The 26941-nt window shown below is 40.2% G+C and carries 23 protein-coding genes; 14 read left to right on the top strand and 9 right to left on the bottom strand.

Translation table 11 applies throughout. From position 1 onward, the window contains the following. The first annotated feature begins 78 nt into the window (after positions 1-78). The 7 genes from QRD02_RS12630 (at position 79) to QRD02_RS12660 (ending at position 7181) form a co-directional block, all read left to right on the top strand. Complete coding sequence (locus tag QRD02_RS12630) at positions 79-1008, top strand: pseudouridine synthase (RefSeq protein WP_290255317.1); 930 nt, start codon at positions 79-81, stop codon at positions 1006-1008. A 305-nt stretch (positions 1009-1313) separates the two neighbouring features. After that, positions 1314-2711, top strand: coding sequence for an arginine decarboxylase (locus QRD02_RS12635; RefSeq protein WP_290255318.1), 1398 nt, complete (start codon positions 1314-1316; stop codon positions 2709-2711). Beyond that, positions 2701-3654, top strand: a complete 954-nt coding sequence (speB, locus tag QRD02_RS12640) for an agmatinase (protein WP_290255319.1) — start codon at positions 2701-2703, stop codon at positions 3652-3654. Before QRD02_RS12635 ends, speB begins: the two co-directional genes overlap by 11 nt. Further along, positions 3644-4621 carry a deoxyhypusine synthase family protein gene (locus QRD02_RS12645; RefSeq protein ID WP_290255320.1) on the top strand — a complete coding sequence of 326 codons (978 nt, stop codon included), beginning with the start codon at positions 3644-3646 and terminating at the stop codon, positions 4619-4621. Before speB ends, QRD02_RS12645 begins: the two co-directional genes overlap by 11 nt. A gap of 44 nt (positions 4622-4665) precedes the next feature. Then, positions 4666-5178, top strand: coding sequence for an Xre family toxin-antitoxin system antitoxin (locus QRD02_RS12650; protein ID WP_290255321.1), 513 nt, complete (start codon positions 4666-4668; stop codon positions 5176-5178). Continuing rightward, positions 5178-5636 carry an RES family NAD+ phosphorylase gene (locus QRD02_RS12655; RefSeq protein WP_290255322.1) on the top strand — a complete coding sequence of 153 codons (459 nt, stop codon included), beginning with the start codon at positions 5178-5180 and terminating at the stop codon, positions 5634-5636. The genes QRD02_RS12650 and QRD02_RS12655 overlap by 1 nt, the downstream gene beginning before the upstream one ends. Before the next feature lie 6 nt (positions 5637-5642). Then, entirely contained in the window at positions 5643-7181 is a 1539-nt protein-coding gene (locus tag QRD02_RS12660; RefSeq protein WP_290255323.1) for a bifunctional GNAT family N-acetyltransferase/carbon-nitrogen hydrolase family protein, read from the top strand. A gap of 24 nt (positions 7182-7205) precedes the next feature. Here the strand turns inward: QRD02_RS12660 and QRD02_RS12665 are convergent, their stop codons facing one another. Together QRD02_RS12665 and QRD02_RS12670 are read right to left on the bottom strand one after the other, a co-directional pair. Beyond that, on the bottom strand, positions 7206-8591 hold the full coding sequence (locus tag QRD02_RS12665) for an MptA/MptB family glycosyltransferase (protein WP_290255324.1): 1386 nt from the start codon (positions 8589-8591) through the stop codon (positions 7206-7208). 60 nt (positions 8592-8651) lie between these two features. Next, positions 8652-9785, bottom strand: coding sequence for a TolB family protein (locus tag QRD02_RS12670; protein ID WP_290255325.1), 1134 nt, complete (start codon positions 9783-9785; stop codon positions 8652-8654). Positions 9786-9816: 31 nt separating this feature from the next. Between QRD02_RS12670 and QRD02_RS12675 the strand changes: the two genes are divergently transcribed. Further along, complete coding sequence (locus tag QRD02_RS12675; RefSeq protein WP_290255326.1) at positions 9817-11046, top strand: M20/M25/M40 family metallo-hydrolase; 1230 nt, start codon at positions 9817-9819, stop codon at positions 11044-11046. Positions 11047-11390: 344 nt separating this feature from the next. Here QRD02_RS12675 and groL read toward each other — a convergent pair whose 3' ends face one another. The 7 genes from groL to miaB all read right to left on the bottom strand — a co-directional run bounded on the left by groL (position 11391) and on the right by miaB (position 18187). After that, complete coding sequence (groL, locus tag QRD02_RS12680) at positions 11391-13028, bottom strand: chaperonin GroEL (RefSeq protein ID WP_290255327.1); 1638 nt, start codon at positions 13026-13028, stop codon at positions 11391-11393. A 79-nt stretch (positions 13029-13107) separates the two neighbouring features. Then, positions 13108-13383 (bottom strand): co-chaperone GroES, encoded by a 276-nt coding sequence (locus tag QRD02_RS12685; RefSeq protein WP_290255328.1) that lies wholly within the window; start codon positions 13381-13383, stop codon positions 13108-13110. 147 nt (positions 13384-13530) lie between these two features. Next, a complete protein-coding gene (secG, locus tag QRD02_RS12690) occupies positions 13531-13863 on the bottom strand; it encodes a preprotein translocase subunit SecG (protein WP_290255329.1) in 333 nt (110 codons plus the stop codon). Next, positions 13860-14762: a DUF8458 domain-containing protein gene (locus QRD02_RS12695; RefSeq protein WP_290255330.1), complete on the bottom strand. Its 903-nt coding sequence runs from the start codon at positions 14760-14762 to the stop codon at positions 13860-13862. Before QRD02_RS12695 ends, secG begins: the two co-directional genes overlap by 4 nt. A gap of 4 nt (positions 14763-14766) precedes the next feature. Continuing rightward, positions 14767-15279 (bottom strand): LptE family protein, encoded by a 513-nt coding sequence (locus QRD02_RS12700; protein ID WP_290255331.1) that lies wholly within the window; start codon positions 15277-15279, stop codon positions 14767-14769. 72 nt (positions 15280-15351) lie between these two features. Continuing rightward, positions 15352-16629, bottom strand: a complete 1278-nt coding sequence (locus tag QRD02_RS12705) for a sigma-54 interaction domain-containing protein (RefSeq protein ID WP_290255332.1) — start codon at positions 16627-16629, stop codon at positions 15352-15354. Positions 16630-16747: 118 nt separating this feature from the next. Then, positions 16748-18187: a tRNA (N6-isopentenyl adenosine(37)-C2)-methylthiotransferase MiaB gene (miaB, locus tag QRD02_RS12710; RefSeq protein ID WP_290255333.1), complete on the bottom strand. Its 1440-nt coding sequence runs from the start codon at positions 18185-18187 to the stop codon at positions 16748-16750. 263 nt (positions 18188-18450) lie between these two features. On the opposite strand from miaB, the gene topA reads away from it, so the two are divergent. The 6 genes from topA (at position 18451) to porN (ending at position 26863) form a co-directional block, all read left to right on the top strand. Next, a complete protein-coding gene (topA, locus tag QRD02_RS12715) occupies positions 18451-20967 on the top strand; it encodes a type I DNA topoisomerase (protein ID WP_290255334.1) in 2517 nt (838 codons plus the stop codon). Continuing rightward, the gene (locus QRD02_RS12720; protein ID WP_290255335.1) at positions 20967-22130 is read left to right on the top strand and encodes a formimidoylglutamase; all 1164 of its coding nucleotides are present in this window, start codon (positions 20967-20969) and stop codon (positions 22128-22130) included. Before topA ends, QRD02_RS12720 begins: the two co-directional genes overlap by 1 nt. A gap of 113 nt (positions 22131-22243) precedes the next feature. Continuing rightward, positions 22244-23617: a T9SS ring complex lipoprotein PorK/GldK gene (porK, locus tag QRD02_RS12725; RefSeq protein WP_290255336.1), complete on the top strand. Its 1374-nt coding sequence runs from the start codon at positions 22244-22246 to the stop codon at positions 23615-23617. 71 nt (positions 23618-23688) lie between these two features. Beyond that, positions 23689-24339, top strand: a complete 651-nt coding sequence (gene porL, locus QRD02_RS12730) for a type IX secretion system motor protein PorL/GldL (protein ID WP_290255337.1) — start codon at positions 23689-23691, stop codon at positions 24337-24339. Positions 24340-24383: 44 nt separating this feature from the next. Then, positions 24384-25937, top strand: coding sequence for a type IX secretion system motor protein PorM/GldM (porM, locus tag QRD02_RS12735; RefSeq protein WP_290255338.1), 1554 nt, complete (start codon positions 24384-24386; stop codon positions 25935-25937). Between the two features lie 26 nt (positions 25938-25963). Beyond that, positions 25964-26863: a type IX secretion system ring subunit PorN/GldN gene (porN, locus tag QRD02_RS12740; protein ID WP_290255339.1), complete on the top strand. Its 900-nt coding sequence runs from the start codon at positions 25964-25966 to the stop codon at positions 26861-26863. Positions 26864-26941: the final 78 nt, after the last annotated feature.

Raw genomic sequence — 26941 nt, forward strand, 5'->3', positions numbered from 1 at the left:
GATTTTATTCTTTGAGAACAGAAAACGTTGTACCATAACTACCTACTTTATTTCATTACCTTTGCTCAAAAATAGCTGATGAGCACTCAAGATAATTTTGACCAAGGAAGAAGTTCGAACAAGCCAGGGAAAAATGCGCGCAAGAAAAGTATGGCTCGCGGAAATGCCCCACTAAAATCCGAACCTTCGAAGAAGGCCACCGGAAGGCAACAGGATCCAGCAAAACCGAAATTGAAATTTGACAAAAACGGGAAAGAAATCGGTCGCCGGGAAAAACCGGTAAAAGAAGTGAAAAAGAGCAATCCGGAAGATGGGGTTCGTTTAAATAAATACATTGCCAACAGTGGCGTTTGCTCGAGAAGGGAAGCAGATACTTACATCGCGACAGGCTTGATAACCGTAAATGGAAAAATCATCAACGAGATGGGTTATAAAGTCAAATTGACTGATGACGTTCGCTTTGACGGTCGCCGGCTGAACCCTGAACCAAACACCTATATTTTGCTGAACAAACCTAAAGGTTTCGCCACAACAGACAGCAATGCCAAGGGAATGACGGTTATGGATTTAGTTGCCAATGCCACTACGGCAAAAATAAAACCCTTTGGCCGTTTGGGAAGGAATGCCACAGGATTGCTGCTTTTTACGAATGATGATGAATTTGTGCAAAAATTCACAAAAAAGGGAATTACCCGATTATTTCACATTGAACTAGACAAAAACCTAAAGTCCGAACATCTTAAAAAAATAAAGGAAGGTTTCACTGTTGAAGGAAAAGAGATAACCGTGGAGGAAATAAGTTATGTGGACAATTCCCCTAAAAGTGAAATAGGTTTAAAAATTAAGCATACCGGAAACAGTATTATTCGCACCATTTTTGAACATTTGGGATATGATGTGGTTCGGGTGGATTGTGTAACCTTGGGTCCCTTGACCAAAAAGGATTTACCGCGCGGGCGCTGGCGTGCGCTAACTGAAAAAGAGCTCAATCTTTTCAGTATGATATAAGTTAAAGTGAAAAATCCAGTGATATTGGTAATTATTGGAAATTTTTTGGCACTTTTGTATTGAAAACAAATATGACATACATTAAAATGGTTGGTTTTTGAAAAATTCAAAAGCAAATATTCTAAATGAACAACGCATTTTTACTTCAGCGCATCGCTCCGTTGCCGCCTATGGGCAAAAGTTCAACCATAAACTTTAGGCCTATTCACATTTAATCGTCGAGTTAATTTTTTGTTATACTCCCTTTTTTTCAGGGATTGGGCAACAGGATTATTTAATTTACATCTTTCAACGAAAACACGAGAATGAACACCAAATACATAGATTTAATTAATCAGACCTATTACTTTCCACAGGAAGAATTTCAATTGGGCGATAATGGATTGGAATTTCATGGAGTAGATTTAATGGCGTTGGTAGAACAATACGGCGCGCCACTCAAATTTACTTACCTGCCAAAAATTTCAGAAAACATTAATCTCGCTAAAAAGTGGTTTGCCGAAGCAATTGAAAAAAACAATTACAAGGGCAGCTATAATTATTGCTACTGCACGAAAAGCTCGCATTTCAAACACGTTTTGGATGAGGCCATGAAGAATGACATACATATAGAAACATCTTCTGCCTTTGATATTGATATTGTTGAAAGGTTAAAAAAAACAGGCAAGGTTTCCGATAAAACCTATGTAATCTGTAACGGTTTTAAGCGCGAACGCTATATTGAAAATATTGCGCGACTGATAAATGACGGGCATGAAAACTGTATTCCTATAATAGATAATTACGAAGAAATAGAACTGCTCTCAGATAGTATCGAGAATCATTTCAACGTAGGCATTCGGATCGCTTCGGAAGAAGAGCCAAAATTCGAATTTTACACCTCGAGATTGGGAATTGGCTATAAAAACATAATTCCTTTTTATGAAGAGCAGATTAAAAACAACGAACGTGTAGATTTAAAAATGCTGCATTTCTTCATAAACACCGGCATTCGCGATACGGCATATTATTGGAACGAATTGGTGAAATGTTTAAAAGTATATGTACGCTTAAAAAAAATATGTCCGTCATTGGATAGTCTAAATATTGGCGGTGGTTTTCCCATCAAAAATTCTTTGGCGTTTGAGTATGATTATCAATATATGGTCAATGAAATATTGAACCAAATAAACATTACCTGCGCCGAGGCGGAGGTGCCGGTGCCAAACATTTTTACTGAATTTGGAAGCTTCACCGTTGGCGAAAGTGGTGGCGCCATTTATGAAATTCTTTATCAAAAACAACAGAACGACCGTGAAAAGTGGAATATGATAAATTCCTCCTTTATTACAACCTTGCCGGATACTTGGGCTATTAGCAAAAGGTTTATCATGTTAGCCATTAATCGATGGAATGATGAATATGAAAGAGTGCTTTTGGGAGGATTGACCTGTGATAGTGATGATTATTATAATAGCGAACAAAATATGGCAGCCATCTATCTGCCCAAGTTTCGAAAGGACAAACCGTTGTATATTGGATTCTTCAATACGGGGGCATACCAGGAAACTATTGGTGGTTTTGGAGGTCTGCAGCACTGTTTAATTCCATCACCCAAACATATATTGATTGACCGAGATAAAAACAATACCATAAAAACCAAACTATTTTCAGAACAACAAACAAGTGAGCAATTGCTAAACATTTTAGGTTATGAGCATTAAGACGTACGCCGGAATCCCGCAAAAATATGCGGCCCTTGAAACATCAAAAATTGTATTGATCCCCGTTCCTTACGATGGAACGAGCACCTGGCAAAAAGGGGCCGACAAAGGACCCGAGGCATTTTTGGACGCATCGGAAAATATGGAACTCTATGACATTGAAACCCAAACAGAGGTTTACAAACAAGGAGTATTTCTCGCTGACGCAATAACAGAGAAATCTTCGCCGGAAGCAGTTGTTTCCGAAGTTCACAAAGTCACGAAGGATTATATAAAGCGTAATAAATTCGTGACTCTTTTTGGTGGCGAGCACAGTATTTCCATTGGTAGCATTCGCGCATTTAATGAGTGTTTTGATAACTTAACCGTGTTGCATATAGACGCCCACGCAGATTTGCGAAAGGATTTTCACGGCTCTACCTGTAATCATGCCTGTGCCGTCTATGAAGCCAGCCAAACAACAAATCTGGTACAAGTTGGCATACGTAGCATGGATATTGCCGAAACCCGCGTAATGGATGAGGAAAAGGTATTTTTCGCGCACGATATGGCCAAGGACGAATACTGGATGGACAAAGTTATCGAGGCATTGGGCGACAATGTTTTTATCACCTTTGATTTGGATGCATTGGACCCATCCATTTTGCCATCAACTGGAACGCCAGAGCCGGGGGGACTTTTTTGGTATGAAACCCTCGATTTCCTAAAGCAAGTATTCGACGAGAAAAACGTGGTGGGCTTTGATATTGTTGAGCTTTGCCCGAATAAAGATGAAAGGGCATCAGATTTTGTTGCTGCAAAATTATATTATAAAATGCTTACCTATAAATTTGCGGGCACCGACGAAGATGACGAATACGAGAGCAATTTCAACCTTTCCGCCCCACTTGAAGGCGGCAAAAAATCAAATTCAAAATTAAACACAGAAGAAGATGAGTACTAGCAAAGGATCCATTTCCCAATTTATTGAAAAATATTATTTACACTTTAACGCCGCCGCATTGGTAGATGCCGCCAAAGGTTATGAAGCACAATTGAACAAAGGTTCAAAAATGCTCGTTTCCCTTGCCGGTGCTATGAGTACTGCAGAATTGGGAAAGATTTTTGCCGAAATGATCCGTCAAGATAAAGTTCAAATTATTTCATGTACGGGCGCAAACCTTGAAGAAGATATTATGAATTTAGTGGCCCATAGCCATTACGAACGTGTACCGAACTATCGCGATTTAACGCCACAAGACGAATGGGATTTGCTTGAAAGAGGAATGAATCGTGTGACAGATACCTGTATTCCAGAGGAAGAAGCCTTCCGAAGAATACAAAAACACATCGTAAAACTTTGGAAAGACGCAGAAGCAAAAGGCGAACGCTACCTTCCGCATGAATATATGTATAAATTGCTGTTAAGCGGGGTCATGGAAGAACACTACGAAATTGATTTAAAGGATTCGTGGATGTACGCTGCCGCGGAAAAAAATCTGCCAATAATTTGCCCCGGATGGGAAGACAGTACCATGGGCAATATCTTCGCCAGCTATGTATTAAAAGGCGAATTGAAGGCTTCTACCATGAAAAGCGGAATTGAATATATGACTTTTTTAGCGGATTGGTACACTGAAAATTCCAAGAATGGAATCGGCTTTTTCCAAATTGGGGGAGGTATTGCAGGCGATTTTCCCATTTGCGTAGTGCCCATGCTTTATCAAGACATGGAACGCCCCGAAACTCCATTTTGGAGCTATTTCTGCCAAATTAGTGATTCAACTACAAGTTTCGGAAGTTATTCCGGAGCGGTTCCAAATGAGAAAATTACCTGGGGAAAACTGGATATAGATACGCCAAAATTCATCATCGAAAGTGATGCCACAATCGTCGCGCCCCTAATTTTCGCATATCTGCTCGATATGTAGAAAAATAGGAAAAAATTTGGCTTCTATAGACAAATGTCTTAAATTTGAAGACATTTTTATATGAAGTTATGAGTTATGAAGAACAAAATTTTGCCCTCGGTGAAGTCAACGAATCTTTAAGCATTTACATCAAAGATATTGAAAGCATATCCAAAGGGTTTTCGTTTTCAGAATTTTTCGATGATAAAATGTTGATCATCAAAGCTATTCGCCGAGGTTTGCCGTATAAAATTTTTGATCAAATTAAAAAATTCACTCCGTTTTCAGATATAGATTGGGCCGAATATTTAGACCTTTCCCAAAAAACGCTTCAGCGTTATCGCGATGAGAACAACTTTTATTTTAAGCCCATCCATTCCGAAAAAATAATTGAGTTGGCCGAGGTAACTAATTTTGGTATTTCAGTTTTTGGTTCGTCCGAGAAATTTTACCGCTGGATCAATGCTTCCTCATTTGCTTTGGGCGGTTTGAAACCTGCGGAACTATTAAAAAATTCCTATGGAAAGGAATTGGTAATGGCAGAGTTAGGCCGTATTGAGCACGGTATTTTTGCATAATGCGGGTCTTTAGGCTGTCGCGGAAAATATATGCCGATGATTTAAGCGGTAAAGGAGCTGCTAAATTTGGGAACCGGTGGAATTCAAAAGGAATGGAAATGGTATACAGCGCGCAAAGCAGGGCGCTGGCAATGGCAGAGGTTCTCGTTCACTTATCCCTTGAGGATTTGCCGGAAGATTATATGATGGTGGAATTAAATTTTCCTGACACTTTAGAAATTGAGGAATTATTGTTGAAGGAACTCAAAGCCGACTGGAATGTCCATCCGCCAAAATCATTCACACGCAAAATTGGCGATGTATTTATTGATAATAAACGGGCTTGTGTGTTAAAAGTTCCTTCGGCCGTGGTGAAAGGGGACTTCAATTATTTAATTAACCCAAATCATTCCGAAATCAAAAAAATTAAAGTCGTGGAAATTGTTGAATTTCCTTTTGACAGGCGCATGTTTAAATAAAATATAATGGAACACCAAAAGATTGAAAATATAGAACTTAAATTTTTGACGCTGAAAAATTACGAGGCGTTAAAGGAAGCTACCATTCAATCATATGGAGGTCTGCCGAATAGCTATTGGAAAATAAATGAAATTGGAAATTTAATTGATATTTTTCCCGAAGGCCAAGTAGTTATAATGGCCGATGGCGAAATTGCCGGTTGCGCCCTTTCCATTATTGTAGATTTTGATGAGATAGAGGATCAGCATACGTATAAAGATATTACCGACGATCCCACATTCAGCATTCACGACCCCGAGGGCGACGTGCTCTACGGAATTGATGTTTTCATCCGCCCCGATTTCCGTGGGCTTCGTTTGGGAAGAAGACTGTATGATTACAGAAAGGAACTCTGTGAAAATCTCAATTTGAAAAGTATCATCTTTGGTGGAAGAATGCCAAATTACCATTTGCACGCCGATAAAATCTCACCCAAACAATACATTGAAAAAGTAAAGCGCAAACAAATTGACGACCCCGTTTTAAACTTTCAAATATCAAATGATTTTCATCCGGTGCGAGTGTTAAAGGGTTATTTGGAAGGTGATAAAGCTTCCGGCGAGTTTGCGGTTTTGATGGAATGGGACAATATTTATTATACCAAACCCATCAAAAAACCCAAGCCTTCGGCAGTGAAAAGTGTAGTTCGCCTCGGGCTGATTCAATGGCAGATGCGCAGTTATAAAGGGATGGAGGACTTGATGCATCAAGCGGAATATTTTGTGGATAGCGTCGCCGGCTATCGCTGTGATTTTGCGATGTTTCCCGAATTTTTCAATGCCCCGCTAATGGCGGAATATAACCATATGAGTGAGCCGGACGCAATTCGTGAATTGGCGAAGCACACAAAGGAAATTACGGAAAAAATGTCCCAACTTTCCATTTCGTATAATATCAACATAATTACTGGAAGTATGCCCGAAATGGTACGCGGTAAACTTTATAACGTTGGGTATCTGTGCCGTCGCGACGGAAGTGTAGAGCGCTATGAAAAGTTGCACGTAACCCCCGACGAAGCAAAAGTTTGGGGAATGGTGAACGGTAATTCGCTAAAAACTTTTGATACCGACTGTGGAAAAATAGGTGTTTTAATTTGTTACGATTCCGAATTTCCAGAGCTTTCCCGTTTGCTTTCGGATGAGGGAATGGACATACTTTTTGTGCCTTTTTTAACCGATACCCAAAATGGCTATTCCCGCGTACGTCTTTGTTCCCAAGCCCGAGCGGTGGAAAATGAGTGCTATGTTGCCATTGCCGGTAGCGTAGGCAATTTGCCAAAAGTACATAACATGGATATTCAATATGCACAAAGCGCTGTGTTTACGCCCTGCGACTTTTCTTTTCCCAGCAATGGAATAAAAGCGGAAGCAACCCCAAATACCGAAATGATTTTAGTTGCCGATGTCGATATTGACCTTTTAAGAGAATTACACACCTTTGGGGCAGTTCGAAATTTAAAGGATAGAAGAAAGGATTTTTACAGATTGGAACGGGTGAAAAAATAGGAATAATTCCGCAGATTTATAATCTTACCAACCTGCAAGGTTCAAAAACCTTGTAGGTTTTATTTTTTGGTTGAAGACTATTTCCCAAATCGCAAACCCAATAACCAAAGTATATTCCAAAGCCACCAGCCAAAGATTTTCATCAAAACCATCTTTTCCATAGGCTGAATAACTGAGCATCACAACAAAACTCCACACAATCGGGAATTTATATTTTGTGAAAACCGATAGCAAAAGCGGCGTGGCCGCATACCACGGATGAACAGTTGTTGAAAGCAAGAAATAAAATGAAATGGCGAAAAGCATCGCATTAAGCAATTGCTGTGGTGTATTATTTTTTCTGAGGAAAGCAATTCCCATCACGAAAAGAAAAACTAAAACAGGAAGAATTTTCCCGACAGATTCAATAATATTCCACCCAACAATTTGAAATCCGATCCACCGAATTACATAATAAACACTCGCATTAAACTCAAAATTCTGAAACCAAAGTGCGATGGTTGAAGAAAAGTGCTGTATAAATTCCGAAGAAAGAAAAGGTAGAAAAATGATTAAGACAGTTAATCCAATAATACTATAGAAACTAAGTAATTTTTGAAACGGGACCTCACAGGTTTTTAAAACCTGTGAGGACTTATCTGTTTTCGAAAACCATTTCAAAAATATTGGCAAAAACAAAAACGGGATCAATTTCACCGAAACTGATATTCCAATCAATACCGCCGCCCAAAACCATTTTCCGTTAAAAACTAAATACAACGCCCAAACAAAAAAGAAAAGCATCACGCCTTCAAAATGTAGGTTTCCCGTGAGTTCAATAATTATAAACGGATTCAGAAAAAACCAAAAAATATTTTTAATTGGAAGATTCAATTTTTCCAATATTTTCTTTCCAAAATAGAGAATTCCAACGTCTGCCATAATAATCAGCATGCGTAAAACAATCACCGAACCCAAAATACTTTTCCCAGCAAACAATGCCGCAACCGCAAAAAACAACTGATTAATTGGGGGATAATTGCTGAAATGACTGGCATTGAGCGCGCCCATTCCTTCAATCAAAATCTTGGATTGTTCCACTGCATTCGGAGAAAAGTTGGGCGTAAACAGATACGGGCTAATGCCTTGCAACATCAATCGTCCATCCCACAAAAACCGATAAAAATCCTGGGAAAGATTGGGGATGGCGGCAATAAATATGAATCGAAACAAAATTCCAAAGCCCGCCAAAAACCAAAAATTCAATTTAAATTTTTCAATAAGAAGATAGGCTATAAAAAAAAGTGAAGCGTAAAGCGAAATGAGTTTTATAAAATCACTCCGCTCTAAATCATACCCAAAACTGATATAAAATGCGATGGAAAGTATTGCAAAAAGAAGCGGAATTTTATATAGTTTAATGAAAATCAAAACAACTATTCAAAAATTAAATCAAAAATCTACAATCTTCAATCAAAAATCTTCAATCGTTTAATCTTGCCATTCGGCAATGAACAAATTGGTGTCACGTCCGCCGCCATTATTCCGATTTGATGAGAAAGCCAATTTTTTTCCATCATTTGAGAACACCGGAAAGGCATCAAAACCTTCACTAAAGGTCACCCTTTCCAGATTTTTTCCGTCAATATCAATTAAATACAGATTGAAAGGAAATCCTCGTTCCGCCTCAAAATTGCTTGAAAACAGAATTTTTTCCCCGGAAGGGTGGAAGAAGGGCGCCCAATTGGCATTTCCCAAATGCGTCAATTGCCGAAGTTCGCTTCCGTCCGCATTGCAAATAAAAAGTTCCATTTCTGTGGGTTGCACCAAACCTTGGGCGAGCAACTCTTTATATTCCTTTATGGCTGCTTCCGTTTTTGGTCGGGAAGCACGGAAAATAAGTTTACTGCCGTCGGGTGAAAAGAATGCCCCACCGTCGTATCCCAATTCATCTGTAATCTGCTTTACGTTTTCCCCGTCAAGGTCCATGGTGTAAAGTTCCAAATCGCCACTGCGGATTGAGGTGAAAACTATTTTATCACCCTTTGGCGAAACGGTTGCCTCGGCATCGTAGCCTGGCTCATTCGTTAACTGTGCAGTGATATTTCCCTCCAAATCAGCAACGAAAATATCAAAACTGTCATAAACGGGCCAAACGTATTTTCCCTCTTTTTTCAACGGAACTTCGGGGCAGTTTTCGTCTTTTAAATGGGTGCTTCCGTACACGATATGCTTTCCGTCCGGTAGAAAATAACTGCAAGTTGTTCGGCCCTTTCCGGTGCTAATCATTGGCGGTTGCTTGTCCATAAAAGTTTCGTCGGCATTCATTAAAAACATTTGATCGCAGTTGACGCCCCAATTTTTATTGTTGCTTTGGAAGATGAGTTTGCTGTCGTCAAAACTCCAATACGCTTCGGCGTTATCGCCTCCAAAAGTAACTTGGCGGATGTTTTTGAAATGTTTTTCTTCGGGATAAATTAAGGTATCGTTTGTTTGCGGATCGAGAAATGCGGTCGTCGTTTTTTCAATTTGGTCTCCGAGCGGAGCCGAGGAGTCGTCTTTTTTCACTTCATTTTTACAACTTGCAAATAGGATGATAATAATGGCCGTATAGATTATTTTCATTTTTAATGTACTTTTGAACAAAAGTAACGATATGCGTACAATTTTACTGCTATTTCTGGCAATGCTTGTTTTTTCATGTAAAGAAACAAAGGTTGAAACGGTAACAATGAAGGAAGATGTTTCCGTTTTGGCAAACGATAGTTTAAAAGGAAGAAAAACCGGTTCGGCTGGCGAAAGAAAAGCTGCCGATTATATTGCGAAACGTTTTGCGTCTATTGGTTTGAAGCCGAAAGGAACCGATGGATTTTTTCAGAAATTTTCTTTTAAGGCCAGTAAAAATCCGCATCAGGAAGCAGAATTTACTTCAGAGAAAAACGACAGCACCGAAACTGCGGAAAATGTAATCGCATATCTTGATAATAATGCTGAAAACACGGTAGTAATCGGCGCACATTACGACCATTTGGGAATGGGGGGCGAAGGTTCCCTGTATCGCGAAGGCGATGCGATACACAATGGCGCCGACGATAATGCGAGCGGGGTGGCGATGTTGCTTCATTTGGCCGATTCACTTCAAAAGAAGGAGTCGCCGAAGAAAAATAACTACCTCTTTATTGCTTTTTCGGGGGAAGAAGAAGGGTTGCTGGGTTCAAATTATTTCGTAAAGAATCCCACTATTGATACCAAAAAAGTAAGCTATATGCTGAATATGGATATGGTGGGGAGACTAAATTCTGAAAAGACTTTGGCGGTTTATGGCGTGGGAACATCCCCAATTTTGAAACAAACTGTAAATGCAAATGCAGGAGAACTAAACATAGTAGAAAACGAAAGCGGCGTTGGCCCGAGCGATCACACTTCCTTTTATTTGGCTGATATTCCGGTGTTGCATTTTTTCACGGGGCAGCACGAAGATTACCACAAACCGAGCGACGATACCGAAAAGGTGAATTTTGAAGGTATGGAATTGGTTTCAAATTATATTTTCAGCATCATTAAGGATTTGGATAACCAACCAAAACTTCCTTTCCGAAAAACAAAAAATGAAAGCGAAGTGGTTCCGGATTTTAAAGTGACTTTAGGGGTTGTGCCCGATTATCTTTTCAGCGGAAAGGGAATGCGAATTGATGGCATCAGTGAAGACCGTCCTGCACAAAAGGCGGGCCTTCAAAAAGGGGATATAGTTGTGAAAATGGGCGAACACGAAGTTACCGATATGATGAGCTATATGAAGAGTCTTTCAAAATTCGAAAAGGGACAAAGTGCAAAAGTAACTATTGATAGAAATGGGGAATTGAAAGAGGTTGAGGTAACATTTTAAAAAATTCTCTTCAATAGAATTCATGAAAATGAAATTAACCACTTTGCAATATATTACCCTAATTGCATTTATTGCTTTTGCTATATATGAACTTTATCTGTATTACTCGGATAGTTTGGATAACGCTTCGGGGAATAATATCCGTATAGATTTGATTCTATTTCCTGCAATTCTTTTCATATTATTGGTTATATCCATAATTCAGTTTTTAACCCGGAAGTAAGTCTTTGGCTTGGATATAATCGGGGTGGCATCACATCACAATTTTCAGCAACGCTATTAAATAAAAAAACCTAACCGATCCGGAAGATCTGTTAGGTTTTTAACTATTAATCAATTTCGAATTACATCATTCCGGGCATTCCGCCGCCCATGCCGCCTGGCATTCCGCCACCGGCATTTTCTTCTTTAATGTCTACTAAAGCACATTCGGTAGTAAGAATCATTCCCGCAACCGAAGCGGCATTTTCAAGTGCAATTCGGGTTACTTTTTTAGGATCGATAATTCCGGCTTTTAGCATATCAACGTATGTATCAGATTTGGCATCATAACCATAGTTTTTCTTGCCTTCCAAAACTTTATTGATCACCACGGAACCTTCGCCACCGGCGTTTTCAACAATAGTGCGAAGCGGAGATTCAATTGCCTTAGCTACGATATTTATACCGGTTGCTTCATCCAGCGTCTCGGTAGTAAGTTTTTTAAGTACTTCAATGGCGCGCACCAAAGCTACACCACCACCGGCAACAATACCTTCTTCCACAGCCGCGCGGGTTGCGTGAAGGGCATCATCAACTCTGTCTTTCTTCTCTTTCATTTCCACTTCCGAAGCGGCGCCAACGTAAAGAACGGCAACACCTCCGGCCAATTTGGCCAAACGCTCCTGCAGTTTTTCTTTGTCATAATCGCTAGTTGTGGTTTCTATCTGAGCCTTTATTTGGTTTACACGGCCCTTAATTTCATCTTTTTTACCGGCACCGTTTACGATAGTTGTATTGTCCTTATCAATGGTAACTGTTTCGGCGGAACCAAGCATTTCAATAGTGGCATTTTCCAAAGTGAAACCTCGCTCTTCAGCAATCACGGTTCCTCCGGTCAACACTGCGATGTCTTCTAACATTGCTTTTCTTCTGTCACCAAAACCTGGCGCTTTTACAGCCGCAATTTTCAACGAACCGCGAAGTTTGTTAACCACCAAAGTAGCCAAAGCTTCGCCATCCACATCTTCTGCAATAATCAATAAAGATTTGCCTTGCTGCGCCACTGGCTCAAGCACGGGCATTAAATCTTTCATTGATGAAATTTTCTTGTCGTAAAGCAATACCATTGGGTTTTCCAACTCGGTTTGCATTTTTTCAGTATCAGTTACGAAATACGGAGAAAGGTAACCGCGGTCGAATTGCATGCCTTCAACAACGTCAACGTAGGTTTCAGTTCCTTTGGCTTCTTCAACAGTGATAACACCTTCTTTGCCAACTTTTCCGAAAGCCTTGGCAATCAAATTACCAATTACATCGTCGTTATTTGCGGAAATGGAAGCAACTTGCTTTATCATTTCGGAAGAATTTCCGACTTTGGTTGTTTGCTTTTCAAGGTTTTCAACAATAGCTTCAACCGCTTTGTCGATTCCGCGTTTCAGATCCATAGGGTTTGCACCGGCGGCAACGTTTTTTAAACCTTCTTTTACGATTGCTTGCGCAAGAACTGTCGCAGTTGTTGTACCATCACCGGCAAGGTCGTTGGTTTTTGAAGCAACTTCCTTTACCATCTGAGCACCCATATTTTCAAGTGGGTCCTGCAGTTCAATTTCTTTTGCAACGGTAACACCATCCTTTGTAACCTGTGGTGCTCCGAAGGATTTGCTGATAATTACGTTACGTCCCTTAGGACCTAAGGTTACTTTAACTGCGTTCGCCAATGCATCAACGCCGCGCTTAATACTGTCGCGGGCATCTACATCAAATTTTATATCTTTTGCCATTTTTTTAATTGCTTTAAGCTTTAAGCTGTATGCTATAAGCTGTGGTTAAACTATAATTTAAGTGGAATTTTTTGAAAAATTAGATGATGGCTAAAATATCATCCTCGCGCATGATGAGGTAGTCTTTACCATCAAACTTTAGTTCGCTGCCGGAGTATTTTCCGTAAAGAACGGTATCGCCAACTTTTACGGTCATTTTGTGGTCTTCTCTACCTTTTCCAACGGCAACTACTTTGCCTTGTTGTGGTTTTTCTTTTGCAGAATCGGGAATGTAAATTCCGGACGCAGTTTTAGTTTCGGCCTCTTGTGGCTGTACCAAAACGCGATCGGCAAGTGGTTGAATTTTTAATGCCATTTCAATTTATTTTTTAGTTGTTAAACTTAGGTTTAAAATCTTTGTTTGCTAATTGGCAGAAATTGTGCCACTGCCCTTAAACTGACATATTACAAAATAAAAATGCCAGCTTGTCAGAGCTGGCATTTAAAATATTGTGTATAAATATTAGTTAGTTGTATCGGTTGCCGCTGGTGCGGGAGTTTGGGTAGTCGGAACCGCGGGAACCGCGCTTTCGTCAAAAGTTTTAGACTGTAAGCTACTGCCTCCCATAATAAATACGTTGGAGAATAAAATTAGTGCCAACATAATGGTTGCTAGCGTCCACGTACTTTTATCCAAGAAGTCTCCTGTTTTTTGAACGCCGCCAATCTGTGCGCCACCCCCTCCGCCAAATGACGAAGAAAGTCCGCCACCTTTTGGGTTTTGAACCATTATAACTACGACCAGTAAAAAGGCCACTATCATTATTAAAACTAAAAATATTGTAAACGTACTCATTGTTGTTCTGTGTTAATCAGTTTTTCTATTGCCCGAATTTGGTCTGCAAAGAAACCACTTTTTTCGGGATTTTTCAAAATTAAAATTTTATATGCCTGAATTGCTTTTTTGTAGTTCTTTTGTTGCAGATACACTTTCGCCAAAGTCTCTGTCATCAGTGAATCTGTGGATTGCGGGAATGATTTGGATGTAATTATTTTTTCTTCCTTTACTTCTTTCTTTGCAATTTCGACCGGTGTAATTTTAGGTTTTTCCTGAATAAATTTATCAATTAGCTGAAATTTTCGGTCTTTTTCATCACTATCGGACTCAGGTTTTTCTACTTCTTCTGAAAATTTTGCGGAACGTTCAATGGGCTTTGCCTTTGTCAATTTCAGCCATTCCGCAAAGGAATGGGTGTCGCTTTTCGTGAATTCCAATGGCTTATCCGGGTGCAGGATTTCCTTTGGCTTTTCCACTTTTTCGGAAGCCAGATTTTGAACGGATTCAACCTTTCTTTGAAAAAGTTCCGGATTTAAAATATTCTCAGCTTTTTGTCTTTCGGCTTTTAATTGCCTATCCAGCTCAATACTTATCTGTTCTGAAATGTTTTCTGAAATTACCTTTATTTCCTCCACCGAAGCATCATGCTGCAGGATGGTTTGCGAAATTTCATTCTGAATAAATTTATCCGAAGTGATATATTCAAAAAGAATATCGCGATCCGTAGTGTGGGCGGCGGCCAACTTTAAAGCGTCATTGTAGAGAAAGCTTTCCTGATTTTTCAACCCTTTAAGTTGAAGCGCACGTGCACTTTGGAAATAAGGATATTTTTTTATGACCAATTGCAACGCATCTAAATCTTCCGAAGTTATCTTCTGCGGATTGGCGAGTAAATATGTAAAGTTGGAAAGATTCAAAATACTACCAATTTGCGAGCGATTTGTTAAAAATATCTTGGGTAATGCGCTCAAAAATAAAATCCACAGCGGCGTCAAGTTTTGAGCCTGTTAACTGTGTTGCGCCAGGATAATCATAATAAAAACTGAAGGGCTGCTCAAAATCCTTCAAAGGGTCTTTAGTGTTAAAAAAGCGTACGTTGATGCTTATGGTTAGCCTATTCTGGGCAGCTGTACTGTTGGCTGTTGCGGTAATGGGTGCAATATAATATTGTGTTATTTCTCCTTCATAAACCAAATCGCCATTATTGTTTACCAAGTCCAGACTGGTTTGGTTCAGCAACAAATCCTGCAATTTTTGGGTAAAATCGCGTGCAATTCCGGGTTCCACAATAGGGGCATTGTTTTGAAAATAATTAACCTGAACCGTTCTTGTGGTGTTATAATTGATATCTGCGCCAGTAAAAGAATACGGTCCGCAGCCCTGCAACTGAATTGCAATAGTTATCAAAAATATAAATGAAAAAAACTTTATCATTTGCTTAAATTACGTTTAAATCCTAATCCATAAATACCAAATTCGAAGTTCCGAAATGAATTACCCCTAAACTTATAAATCGTACTGCTTTATTTTCCTGTAAAGAGTTCTTTCGGAAATTCCCAGCTCATCAGCCGCATCCTTACGTTTACCGTTGTATTTTTCTAAGGATTTTTTAATGAGTTCCAATTCTTTTTGCTGAAGCGACAGATTTTCCTCTTCTTCAATTTCCTCGGCATATTCATATTTGGCCTTTCGCTGGTCGGTGGTGTGCTCGGGAATGCTAAAAACCTCCACATTGCTTTCCGATCCATTGTTGCCATCTTCAATTATTGATGCCAAAGCTTCCTCCGTCTCACTTTCATCGGAATAAATTTTATTGATAAGCGATGACTGTTCTTCCTTTACTTTCGCGTTATTGCCGGTTTTCATAAGCTCCAACGTAAGTTTTTTAAGATCGTTTACATCTCGCTTCATATCAAAAAGCACTTTGTAAAGAATCTCGCGTTCGCTACTGAAATCGCTCTCGGCTTTTTTAGCATTCACAATTGCCGGAAGATTGCCGCCCATATCCGGTAAATAATGTTTCAACGTTTCATAGGAAATATCACGATTTTGTTCCAAAACCGAAATCTGTTCTGCGACATTTCTCAACTGACGTACATTGCCGCTCCAGCGGTATTGCAAAAGCAAATCTGTGGCTTGATCCGTTAATCGGATGGTGGGCATTTTGTATTTCTGGGCAAAATCTGCTGCGAATTTCCGGAAGAGCAAATGTATATCTTCTTGTCTTTCGCGAAGTGGGGGAAGGTTGATTTCTACAGTGCTTAAGCGATAATAAAGGTCCTCACGGAATTTCCCTTTTTCAATGGCATCAACCATTTTTACGTTTGTTGCCGCTACAATGCGAACATCGGTTTTTTGGGCTACGGAAGAACCTACTTTTAAAAATTCGCCATTTTCCAAAACACGAAGTAATCGAACTTGGGTTGGAAGAGGCAATTCACCCACTTCATCCAAGAAAATAGTGCCGCCATCGGCTACTTCAAAATAACCACTTCGGGTTGCGGTCGCGCCCGTAAAAGAACCTTTTTCGTGACCGAAAAGTTCGCTGTCAATAGTTCCCTCGGGAATTGCGCCACAGTTTACGGCAATATATTTTCCGTGTTTCCGGTGGGAAAGCGAATGGATTATTTTTGGAATACTCTCTTTTCCCACGCCACTTTCGCCCGTAACCAATACCGAAATATCCGTAGGTGCAACCTGTATTGCTTTTTCCACGGCGCGGTTCAGTTTTGGGTCGTTGCCAATTATTCCGAAACGTTGTTTTGTTGCTTGTATGCTTTCCATAAGCCCCCTAACCCCCAAAGGGGGAATTCGTGTGAGTTAAAGAAATAGAAATTATAATAATCACTTTCATTTTTAAAGTTTTTTGATTTTTTTCTCAGCCCAGTCCCCCCTTTGTGGGTTAGGGGGCTGTTCCCACCGCCTCACCAATCAAGGTAGCAGTAGTACAATCGGTTATTTTCACTTTTACGAAATCGCCTGCTTTATAGTTTTCCTTCGGAAAAACGGCAACGTTGTTGTGTTCCGTTCTTCCGCTCCATTCGTCTTTATTTTTTTTCGATTCTTTTTCAATTAAAACTATGACAGTTTTCCCTAAAAATTCCGCAGTGCGAATGGCACTGTGTTTTTGTTGAAGATCAACAATTTCAGTCAATCTTCGGCTTTTCGTTTCTTCCGGCACATCGTCTTCATATTTTCTGGCAGCCATTGTTCCAGGCCTTTCCGAATATTTATACATATAGCCAAATTCATACTTCACATATTCCATTAAGCTCATCGTTTCTTTGTGGTCATCCTCAGTTTCCGTGGGAAAACCAATAATCATGTCCTGCGAAATGGAACAACCGGGAATAATTTCCCAAATTCTGTCAATCAACTTCATATATTCCTCGCGGGTGTGCTGGCGGTTCATTTTCTTTAAAATACGAGTACTTCCACTTTGTACGGGAAGATGGATGTGGTTGCAGATATTTTCGTGTTTTGCCACAATGTGCAACACTTCCTCGTGCATATCCTGCGGATTGCTGGTTGAAAAGCGAATGCGCATTTTTGGATGGGCCGTTGCAACCAAATCTAGCAATTGCGCAAAATCAGTTGCGGTAGCCTGTTGCATTTCCGAAGCGTTTTTGAAACCTTTTTTCAGTCCGCCGCCGTACCATAAATAACTGTCCACATTTTGACCGAGCAGCGTTATTTCTTTGTAACCTCTTTCGGCCAAATCATCTACTTCGCGCAAAATACTCTGCGGATCACGGCTGCGTTCGCGGCCTCGGGTAAAAGGTACAACACAAAATGTGCACATGTTATCGCAGCCGCGGGTAATGCTCACGAAAGCCGTAATTCCATTGCCGCCCAAACGAACTGGTGAAATATCGCCATACGTTTCTTCTTTTGAAAGAATAACGTTCACGGCATCGCGGCCCTCTTCAACTTCTTTCAGCAAATTCGGAATGTCTTTATACGCATCTGGCCCAACTACCAAATCGACAATTTTTTCTTCTTCGAGAAATTTTTCTTTCAAACGTTCCGCCATACAACCCAAAACCCCAACTTTCATTTTTGGGTTTACTCGCTTTACCGCATTGTATTTTTCCAGACGTTTTCTTACGGTTTGTTCAGCTTTATCGCGAATGGAACAGGTGTTCACTAAAACCAAATCGGCTTCTTCCAACAAATTCGTAGTATTATAACCTTGGTCCGCAAGAATGGAAGCCACTATTTCACTATCGCTGAAATTCATGGCGCAGCCGTAACTTTCAATATAAAGCTTTCGTGAATTACCTTCAATTGCCTCCAGCGTTAATGTGGTACCTTGCGTATTTTCGTCAATTATCTTTCCCATAAAAAATCAAGCCTCAATGCAAATTTGTTATCCTAAACATTGAACCGGCAAAGATACAATTATTTGTTTTCGCTGTCAAAGTGTCAGATTTCTTTTTGGAAATATATTTCGGTATCATATAATTCATTCTGAATTCGAGATTAATTTTTTAAAAACATTCGTGTATTTCGGTTTGGAAGGAGTGCCACATTTTTCAAATTTCACACCCGTAATCATTCGTATTAAAAAATTCATATACTTTTGTACGCATAACAATTATGTATATGGCAAAAAATTTAGTGATAGTGGAGTCCCCGGCAAAAGCAAAAACCATTGAAAAATTTCTTGGGAAAGAATTCAAGGTTTCCTCCAGTTTTGGACACATTGCAGATCTTCCGTCCAAGGAATTGGGCGTGGACGTGGAAGGGGATTTTACACCTAAATATATAGTGAGCAGCGATAAAAAGAAATTAGTAGCTGAATTGAAAAGTCTTTCCAAAAATGCAGATATGGTTTGGTTGGCGAGTGATGAGGATCGAGAGGGGGAGGCTATTGCTTGGCACTTGGCCGAAGAATTAAAGCTAGACAAAAACAAAACGAAGCGAATTGTTTTTCACGAGATTACAAAAACGGCTATTTTAAAAGCTATTGACAATCCGCGGCAGATAGATTATAATTTAGTAAATGCGCAGCAAGCGCGCCGTGTTCTGGACCGTTTGGTGGGTTATGAACTCTCTCCCGTTCTTTGGAAAAAAGTGAAAGGCGGACTTTCCGCAGGCCGCGTACAATCCGTAGCCGTGCGATTGATTGTGGAACGCGAGCGCGAAATTGAAGCGTTTACCGCAGTGGGTTCTTACCGAATTGATGCGGAATTTACAACCCTGGATGGCAGTAAATTCAAGGCGAAACTTCCAAAGAATTTTGATACGGAAGAGGAAGCGCGCGAGTTCCTTCGAAGAAATGTGGGCGCCAATTATAAGATTTCAGATTTAACTAAAAAGCCTGCCAGTAAAAGTCCGGCGGCGCCTTTTACTACTTCAACATTACAACAGGAAGCTGCTCGGAAGCTATATTTTTCAGTGGGAAAAACAATGACAATTGCGCAGCGTTTGTACGAGGCGGGATTAATAACCTATATGCGTACCGACAGCGTAAATTTGAGCAACGATGCAAAAAATGCGGCTCAAAAGGAAATCATTTCTTCCTATGGAAACAAATACAGCAAACCTCGCGATTACAAGGGAAAAAGTAAGGGAGCTCAGGAAGCGCATGAGGCCATTCGCCCCACGGACATGGCAATGCACACAATAACCGGCGACCACGACCAAGCGCGTTTGTATGATTTAATTTGGAAAAGAACATTGGCTTCCCAAATGAGCGATGCCCAATTGGAACGCACCAATGTGAAAATTGATGTTATTTCCAAGGAAAAGGTTACAGAAAATTTCACCGCAAATGGGGAAATGATAAAGTTTGACGGATTCTTAAAAGTGTATCTTGAAGGAACCGATTTTGAGGAAGAAGAACAGGAGGGAATGTTGCCGAATATGAAAAATGGTGACGCGCTTCAAAATAACTATATCACCGCCACCGAACGTTTTACCCGTCCGCCGTACCGATATACGGAAGCGTCATTGGTAAAACAATTGGAAGAATTGGGGATTGGCCGCCCTTCCACATATGCGCCGACTATTTCTACAATTATAAGTAGAAATTATGTTGAGAAGGGAACCGTTGATGGTGTGCAGCGAAAGTATCTTCAGCTTACACTTCAAAAGGAAAATATTAAGGATAAAACCTTGACCGAAACCGTTGGCTCCGACAAAGGAAAATTGGTTCCAACGGATATTGGAATGATTGTGAATGACTTTTTGGTTGAGCATTTCGAAAATATAATGGATTACAATTTCACCGCAAAAGTGGAACAGGATTTTGACGACATTGCCGAAGGAAAAGAAGAATGGACGAAGATGATGAAGGATTTCTACGGAAAATTCCACCCACGCGTTGAACATGTAGAGGAAAATGCGGAACGCGAAAGTGGTGAACGTATTCTAGGCGAAGATCCCGAAACCGGAAAAACTGTTTTGGTGCGCCTCGGAAAGTACGGTCCCATGGCACAAATTGGTGCTCCCGAGGATGAAGAGAAAAAATTTGCCAGCCTGCGTCCAGACCAACAACTGCATTTGGTTACCTTTGAAGAAGTGATGGATCTTTTCAAGCTTCCAAAGACTTTGGGGGTTTTTGAGAACGAAGAAGTGGAGGTTAACAACGGGCGTTTCGGTCCGTATGTTCGCTTCGGAAAAACCTTTATTTCGCTACCAAAGGGAATGGATCCATTGGAAGTCGATATGGCTTTCGCAAAGGAATTGATCGAGGAAAAGAAAAAAGCCGATGCCCCTATATATATGTATGAGGATTTGCCCGTTCAAAAAGGTGTAGGCCGGTTTGGGCCATTTATAAAATGGAACAATATGTTCATCAACGTGAACAAAAAGTATGATTTCGACAATCTTTCAAAAGAAGATGTAAAAGAACTTATCGAAGACAAAAAGCAAAAGGAAATCGATAAATTGGTAAATGAATGGCCCGAGGAAAAGATACGGATCGAGAAAGCGCGTTGGGGACGTTTCAATTTAATAAAAGGCAAAACAAAGGTTGAATTGCCCAAAGGTACCGAAGCCGATAAAATGACTTTGGATGAGGCAAAAGATTTGCTCGAAAAGAAAAGTCCGAAGAAAAAAACTACTGCCAAAAAGAAAGCAACAACCAAGAAAAAAGCCACAGCCAAGAAAAAATAATGATAGAATTTTTATCGCCAGTTTCGAAAAAAGTATTGGCACACCGGGAAATCCTACCTCCCGGAACCTTGGGAAAACAGATTGAAGTCCATTCTAAAAAAGGAGAATTGCCAAATTTAAAAAACGTAAAATTTGCGCTTCTCGGAATAAAGGAGAATCGCGCCGACGTAAATTTTATGGGTGGAGAAATTTCCTTTGATGCTTACAGAAAAGCATTTTATTCTCTTTATCCCGGCAATTGGAACTATGAAATAATGGATTTGGGCGATATTGAAAAAGGAAATTCTGCCGATGACACGCGTTTTGCCGCTAAGGAAGTTATAGCTGCGCTTCTTAAAAAAAACATAACCCCACTAATTTTAGGTGGCAGCCAGGATTTGGCCTATTCGCAATATCGGGCCTATGATGGCATTGGAGAAATGGTAAATGTGGTTAATATTGACAATCGGTTTGACCTCGGAAATGCGGAATTGCCAATTTCGAACAAATCATATATTGGAAAAATGGTTGTGGATAAGCCCTATAATCTTTTTAATTATAGTGTTTTAGGATACCAGTCCTATTTCAATGCGCCGCAGGAAATAGCTTTGATGGATAAACTTTTTTTTGACGCATATCGATTGGGTGAAATTGCCGCCGATATTTCCATTGTAGAACCAATAATGCGAGATGCTGATTTAGTGACCTTGGATGTTGCCGCAATAAAAAATACGGAATTAAGTTATAAAAACAGCGAAAGCCCCAATGGTTTTGATGGTCGTGAAATTTGTGCCATCGCCCGATATGCGGGAATTAGCAATAAAGTAAAATCTTTCGGCGTTTACGAACTTAGCGATTCCCTCGAAAGTAAAAGTGGCGCAATGCTCGTGGCGCAGATATTTTGGTATTTTGTGGAAGGTTTTAATTTTAGAGTGGAAGATGAGGATTTTGACAATGAAAAATTCTTCACAACCTATAAAGTTCCTATTGAAGATGAAGTTTTGGAATTTAAAAAGAGCACAAAAACAGAACGATGGTGGATTCTTTTGCCATTTATTTCAAATGTTAATAATAAATTAAAAAGACGAACGTTATTACCTTGCACTTATGGCGAATATTTGGGTGCATGCAATCAGGAAATTCCTGAAAGGTGGTTGAAAGCCCGCCACAAAAATGAAGTATAATCAAACAAGCTTAGTAAAAATGGGGTTCAATGGTTTTTCAAAAAAAAATTGTTTTTTTGAAATTTTATAAATAGGTTTACGCCCTTGAATCTCGAAATTTAACCTAAATACCTATGAAGAAGTTTATTGCATTCACTGCGATCGTTGCCTTTTTGTTCAGTTGTAACTCCGGAGACAGAGGCGAGCTGGTTGGGGCAAAAGGTAAAAAATGGTATCCTCAAAAACCTTTCGGAATGACGCTTGTCCCAGGTGGATCCTTCATTATGGGTAAAAGCGATGACGATTTTGTGGCTGTTAATGATGCGCCTACAAAAACCGTTACCGTCCGATCTTTCTATATGGACGAAACCGAAATAACCAATTCTGAGTATCGCCAATTTGTTAATTGGGTTCGCGATTCTACGGTTAGACTGCGTTTGGCAATAATGGCAGATGAGGTTGGCGCAACCCCAGGTGATGGTGGCATTGGTGAATTTGCATTCGTGGACCAAGAGAACGAGGAGATGACCCCCTATCAACAATATATGTACGATAACTATTTTGGGATGGGTGAGGATTATTATGCAGGCCGAAAATTAAATGACCAAGTAGATTTAATTTGGGACACTTCCGAATATCCAGATGAATACTATTCTGAGGTGATGGACACTATGTACATTCCAACTGAAGAAGCCTATAATGGACAGCGAACCATTGATGTCAGCAAATTAAATTTTCAGTACACCTACATGGATATTGAATCTGCAGCACGGGACAAAAGTAAGAGGCGTAAGGATTTCATTAAAAAAGAAGAAGTGAATATCTATCCTGATACCACCGTTTGGATAAAAGACTTTAACTATTCCTATAACGAGCCGATGCACAACGATTATTTCTGGCACCAGGCTTACGGTGACTATCCTGTAGTGGGTGTTACTTGGAAACAGGCAAAAGCTTTTTGCGCGTGGAGGACCTTGTATAAGAATGCATATCAGAAATCAAGAAAACAAAATCATGTCAATTCCTTTCGACTTCCCGGAGAGGCCGAATGGGAATATGCTGCCCGCGGCGGTCTAGAATCGGCTACCTATCCATGGGGAGGACCATATGCAAAAAATGACCGTGGATGCTTTATGGCAAACTTTAAGCCCTTGCGTGGTGATTACGCGGCAGATCAAGCATTGTACACCGTTGAGGCTAAATCTTATGAGCCCAATGATTTTAACCTCTATAATATGGCCGGAAATGTTTCGGAGTGGGTGGCTTCTTCCTATGATCCCGCTTCTTACGATTACACTTCCACTATGAACCCAAATGTGAACGATCCAAACAATATGCGGAAGGTTGTACGCGGCGGTTCTTGGAAGGATGTTGCTTATTTTCTTCAAGTAAGCACACGTGACTACGAATATGCGGATTCAGCGCGCAGCTATATCGGCTTTAGAACTGTTCAGGATTATATGGGTACTGACGTTGTTCTAAACCAAAACTTCGGCGATGCCCGTTAAAAAAAATAACCAAATCTCAATCTCAAATATTTAACCTTAACTAAAAACACCTCAATTAAAATTTATTAATTATGGCACAATCAAGATCATCTAAAAAACTATTTAACATGGCCTACGGCCTAGGGGCATCCATTGTAATTTTAGGAGCTCTATTCAAAATTCTTCACTGGGAGCTAGGTCCATTAAACGGAGGTATCCTTTTGGCAGTAGGACTTATAACGGAAGCAATTATCTTCGCTATTTCGGCTTTTGAGCCCGTTGATGATGATTTGGACTGGTCGCTGGTTTATCCAGAACTGGCCGGTGGTGCCTCAACAAACAGAAAGGCCGTAAAGGAGCCAGAAGATGCACAAGGACTTTTGTCAAAAAAATTGGACGAAATGCTAAAGGATGCGCGTATTGATGCAGAGCTAATGAACAGCCTTTCCACTAGTATTCGTTCTTTTGAAGGCGCAACTAAAAGTATGGCCCCTACTGCTGAAGCAATGAACTCTACCAAAAAATACAGCGAAGAAATGGCACTTGCTGCTGCACAAATGGACTCGTTAAATAGTCTGTATAAAGTGCAGATAGAGTCAACAAGCCGACAGGCAGAAGCAAACCAGCAAGTGGCTGAAAATGCCGAACAACTAAAACAGCAAATGCAGCATTTGGCTACAAACCTTTCTTCATTGAACGGAGTTTATGGCGGCATGCTTTCTGCAATGAACAATAGAAACTAAGATAGGTTTTCACCTTAATTATTAATCTTTAAAAAAGAATAAAAATGGCAGGAGGAAAACTATCCCCAAGGCAGAAGATGATTAACCTAATGTATCTGGTTTTCATCGCAATGCTTGCATTAAATATGTCCAAAGAGGTGCTATCCGCCTTTGGACTCCTAAATGAAAAAATAGCCGTAGCTAATGATGCTACCGTACAACGTAATACGGCCTTTTTGGCAAGTTTGGAAACAAAGGCTGCTGAACAGCCCGAACAATACAGTGCAGTATTGGCTAAGGCAAACCAAATAAAGGAAATCGCAACAGAATTTGATAATTATCTAAGTACCTTAAAGTCGGATATGATGGCAACCGTAAAGGATCCCACCGACTATGAAGTAATGGATAAGCCAGATTATTTAAATAACCTTTTCTTCCGTGGTGATAATTATAAGCCTGAAGGACAAGAATTCCTTGATAAATTAAACGACTATAGATCTTCTATGTTGGAAGTTTTGGGCAATGATTATCCAGATATCAAATCTTTCATTGAATCAAACTTCTCTACGGCGAAAGTTAAAAACAGAGATGGGAACGAGGTGGCTTGGTTAAATTATAATTTTGAAGGCTTCCCAATGATAGCCTCCTTAACGAAAATTACCCAAATGCAGGCTGATGTTAAAACGGTAAATAGCGAACTGCTTTCCAAATTTCTAGCTGGACAGCAAGCGGCGGCATTATCATTTACGCAGTACAACACACTTTTGGAAACTTCAAAGTCTGCATACTATGCAGGCGAGGCATTTGACGGGGGCATCGTTTTAGGACGCAAGGATCCGAATACAAAGCCGAACCGAGTGGAACTTACCTTGGATGGCCGACCATTAACTGAGGATCAGTATGCCATCGAGAACGGAAAGGTGATGCTGAAAATGAGCGCTGGCGCACCCGGTGACCATAAAATTGAAGGAAACCTCATCTTTATCGAAAATGGCAAAGAGACCGAAATTCCAGTAAATCTTGGTTTTTCCACCATTTCAAAACCAAATTCTGCGGTAATAGCGGCAGATAAGATGAATGTGGTTTACCGAGGCGTTGATAACCCAATGACTGTTTCCATTCCTGGAATTCCTGACAATAAAGTAAACGCCTCCGCACCAGGACTTTCAAAAGTTTCTGGCAGTAAATACGTAATGCGTCCCGGAGCTGGAAGAACTGTTACCATCACCGCAAGCGGAACATTGCCCGATGGTACTGGAGTGAGAACTCCTGCGGAATTCCGTATAAAGGATATTCCACCACCAGTGGGAGCCATCCGTGGCGAAACAGGAATTGTACGTATGGAACGTGGCGGTCTTGAAATATCTACGGTATCGGCGGTTTTACAGGATTTTGACTTCGAACTTAACATTAACGTAACAGGCTTTAGTTTTAAAGTTTCAGGCCAGCCAACGGTAAAGGTGAATGGAACTAAGTTGGATGCTGCGGCCAAAGGCGCATTAAGAAGAGCGCAACGTGGTGATGCCGTTCAAATATTTGATATCCAAGCTAAACTTGCTGGTAACTCAGGTTATATGTTGAAAAAGATTTCACCTGTAATTATAGAATTGACGAATTAATTTTTGAGTATAAAAACCCTATCGGTATGAATTTGAAAAATGTTGTTTTATGTGTTTTTGGCCTAGGAATGGCTGCCAGTGCAACGGCACAGGTAAATATTCTTAACGCTAAAACTCCTGAGGATATAGGCAAAAAAACCGAAGCACAAATTGCTTATGACAACGATACGCCACTTCCATATGGCTATACGGATGAGCGGGATGTGCTTTGGTCCAAAACCACTTGGGAAATCATTGATCTGGATGAAAGGGTTAACTTCCCATTATATTATCCTATTGATACTAATAACATTGGTGCGGATCGTCGCTCTCTTTATGACGTTTTGGTAAGGAATATAAAAAACGGGAAAATTCAGGACGTTTACGTTGATTCCTACTTTACCGAAAAACGCACACTTCAAGATATAGAAGCCTCCTTGGTTTATAGCGATACAACCGATTTGGGAATAGAGCAATACAATGCCGAAGGTGTTGTAGATCCTCAATACGTTCGTCGTTTCTCATTAAACTCCGGCGATATTGAAGAGTGGCATATTCGAGGATATTGGTATTTGGACAAACGTCAAGGCGAACTGAAATACCGATTGTTGGGAATCTGTCCCGTTGCAAACGAGGCGCGTTCAAAAGCCTTTCCCGATGATAATATCGATTCTAAGGTAGAGCTGTTTTGGGTTTGGTTCCCCGGCGCCCGTGAAGTTTTGCACGAGGCAAAAGCGTTTAACCGCAAGAATACCTCACAACCGATATCATACGACCATTTATTGAATTCCCGCCGTTTCCATGCCGTAATTTATAAGGAGGACAACGTACAGGGCGATCGTGACGTGAAGGAATACATTAACGACAACGCGTTGATGCAATTGTTGGAGTCCGATAGAATTAAAGAGCAAATTCGAAATATTGAAATTGATTTGTGGAATTATTAATATAATAGTAAAGCCATAATTGAAGAAAGCCCTTCAGATTTCCTTTTTGGATGCTGAAGGGTTTTTTAGTAGAATAAA

The sequence above is a fragment of the Aequorivita aurantiaca genome (genome assembly GCF_030410135.1).
Classification (GTDB): domain Bacteria; phylum Bacteroidota; class Bacteroidia; order Flavobacteriales; family Flavobacteriaceae; genus Aequorivita; species Aequorivita aurantiaca.

Bases quoted from the DNA above. Each gene is read 5' to 3' on its own strand.
- QRD02_RS12630 (WP_290255317.1), top strand. From the start codon at position 79: ATGAGCACTCAAGATAATTTTGACCAAGGAAGAAGTTCGAACAAGCCA.
- QRD02_RS12635 (WP_290255318.1), top strand. From the start codon at position 1,314: ATGAACACCAAATACATAGATTTAATTAATCAGACCTATTACTTTCCA.
- speB (WP_290255319.1), top strand. From the start codon at position 2,701: ATGAGCATTAAGACGTACGCCGGAATCCCGCAAAAATATGCGGCCCTT.
- QRD02_RS12645 (WP_290255320.1), top strand. From the start codon at position 3,644: ATGAGTACTAGCAAAGGATCCATTTCCCAATTTATTGAAAAATATTAT.
- QRD02_RS12655 (WP_290255322.1), top strand. From the start codon at position 5,178: ATGCGGGTCTTTAGGCTGTCGCGGAAAATATATGCCGATGATTTAAGC.
- QRD02_RS12660 (WP_290255323.1), top strand. From the start codon at position 5,643: ATGGAACACCAAAAGATTGAAAATATAGAACTTAAATTTTTGACGCTG.
- QRD02_RS12670 (WP_290255325.1), bottom strand. From the start codon at position 9,785: ATGAAAATAATCTATACGGCCATTATTATCATCCTATTTGCAAGTTGT.
- QRD02_RS12675 (WP_290255326.1), top strand. From the start codon at position 9,817: ATGCGTACAATTTTACTGCTATTTCTGGCAATGCTTGTTTTTTCATGT.
- groL (WP_290255327.1), bottom strand. From the start codon at position 13,028: ATGGCAAAAGATATAAAATTTGATGTAGATGCCCGCGACAGTATTAAG.
- QRD02_RS12685 (WP_290255328.1), bottom strand. From the start codon at position 13,383: ATGGCATTAAAAATTCAACCACTTGCCGATCGCGTTTTGGTACAGCCA.
- secG (WP_290255329.1), bottom strand. From the start codon at position 13,863: ATGAGTACGTTTACAATATTTTTAGTTTTAATAATGATAGTGGCCTTT.
- QRD02_RS12700 (WP_290255331.1), bottom strand. From the start codon at position 15,279: ATGATAAAGTTTTTTTCATTTATATTTTTGATAACTATTGCAATTCAG.
- QRD02_RS12705 (WP_290255332.1), bottom strand. From the start codon at position 16,629: ATGGAAAGCATACAAGCAACAAAACAACGTTTCGGAATAATTGGCAAC.
- miaB (WP_290255333.1), bottom strand. From the start codon at position 18,187: ATGGGAAAGATAATTGACGAAAATACGCAAGGTACCACATTAACGCTG.
- topA (WP_290255334.1), top strand. From the start codon at position 18,451: ATGGCAAAAAATTTAGTGATAGTGGAGTCCCCGGCAAAAGCAAAAACC.
- QRD02_RS12720 (WP_290255335.1), top strand. From the start codon at position 20,967: ATGATAGAATTTTTATCGCCAGTTTCGAAAAAAGTATTGGCACACCGG.
- porK (WP_290255336.1), top strand. From the start codon at position 22,244: ATGAAGAAGTTTATTGCATTCACTGCGATCGTTGCCTTTTTGTTCAGT.
- porL (WP_290255337.1), top strand. From the start codon at position 23,689: ATGGCACAATCAAGATCATCTAAAAAACTATTTAACATGGCCTACGGC.
- porM (WP_290255338.1), top strand. From the start codon at position 24,384: ATGGCAGGAGGAAAACTATCCCCAAGGCAGAAGATGATTAACCTAATG.
- porN (WP_290255339.1), top strand. From the start codon at position 25,964: ATGAATTTGAAAAATGTTGTTTTATGTGTTTTTGGCCTAGGAATGGCT.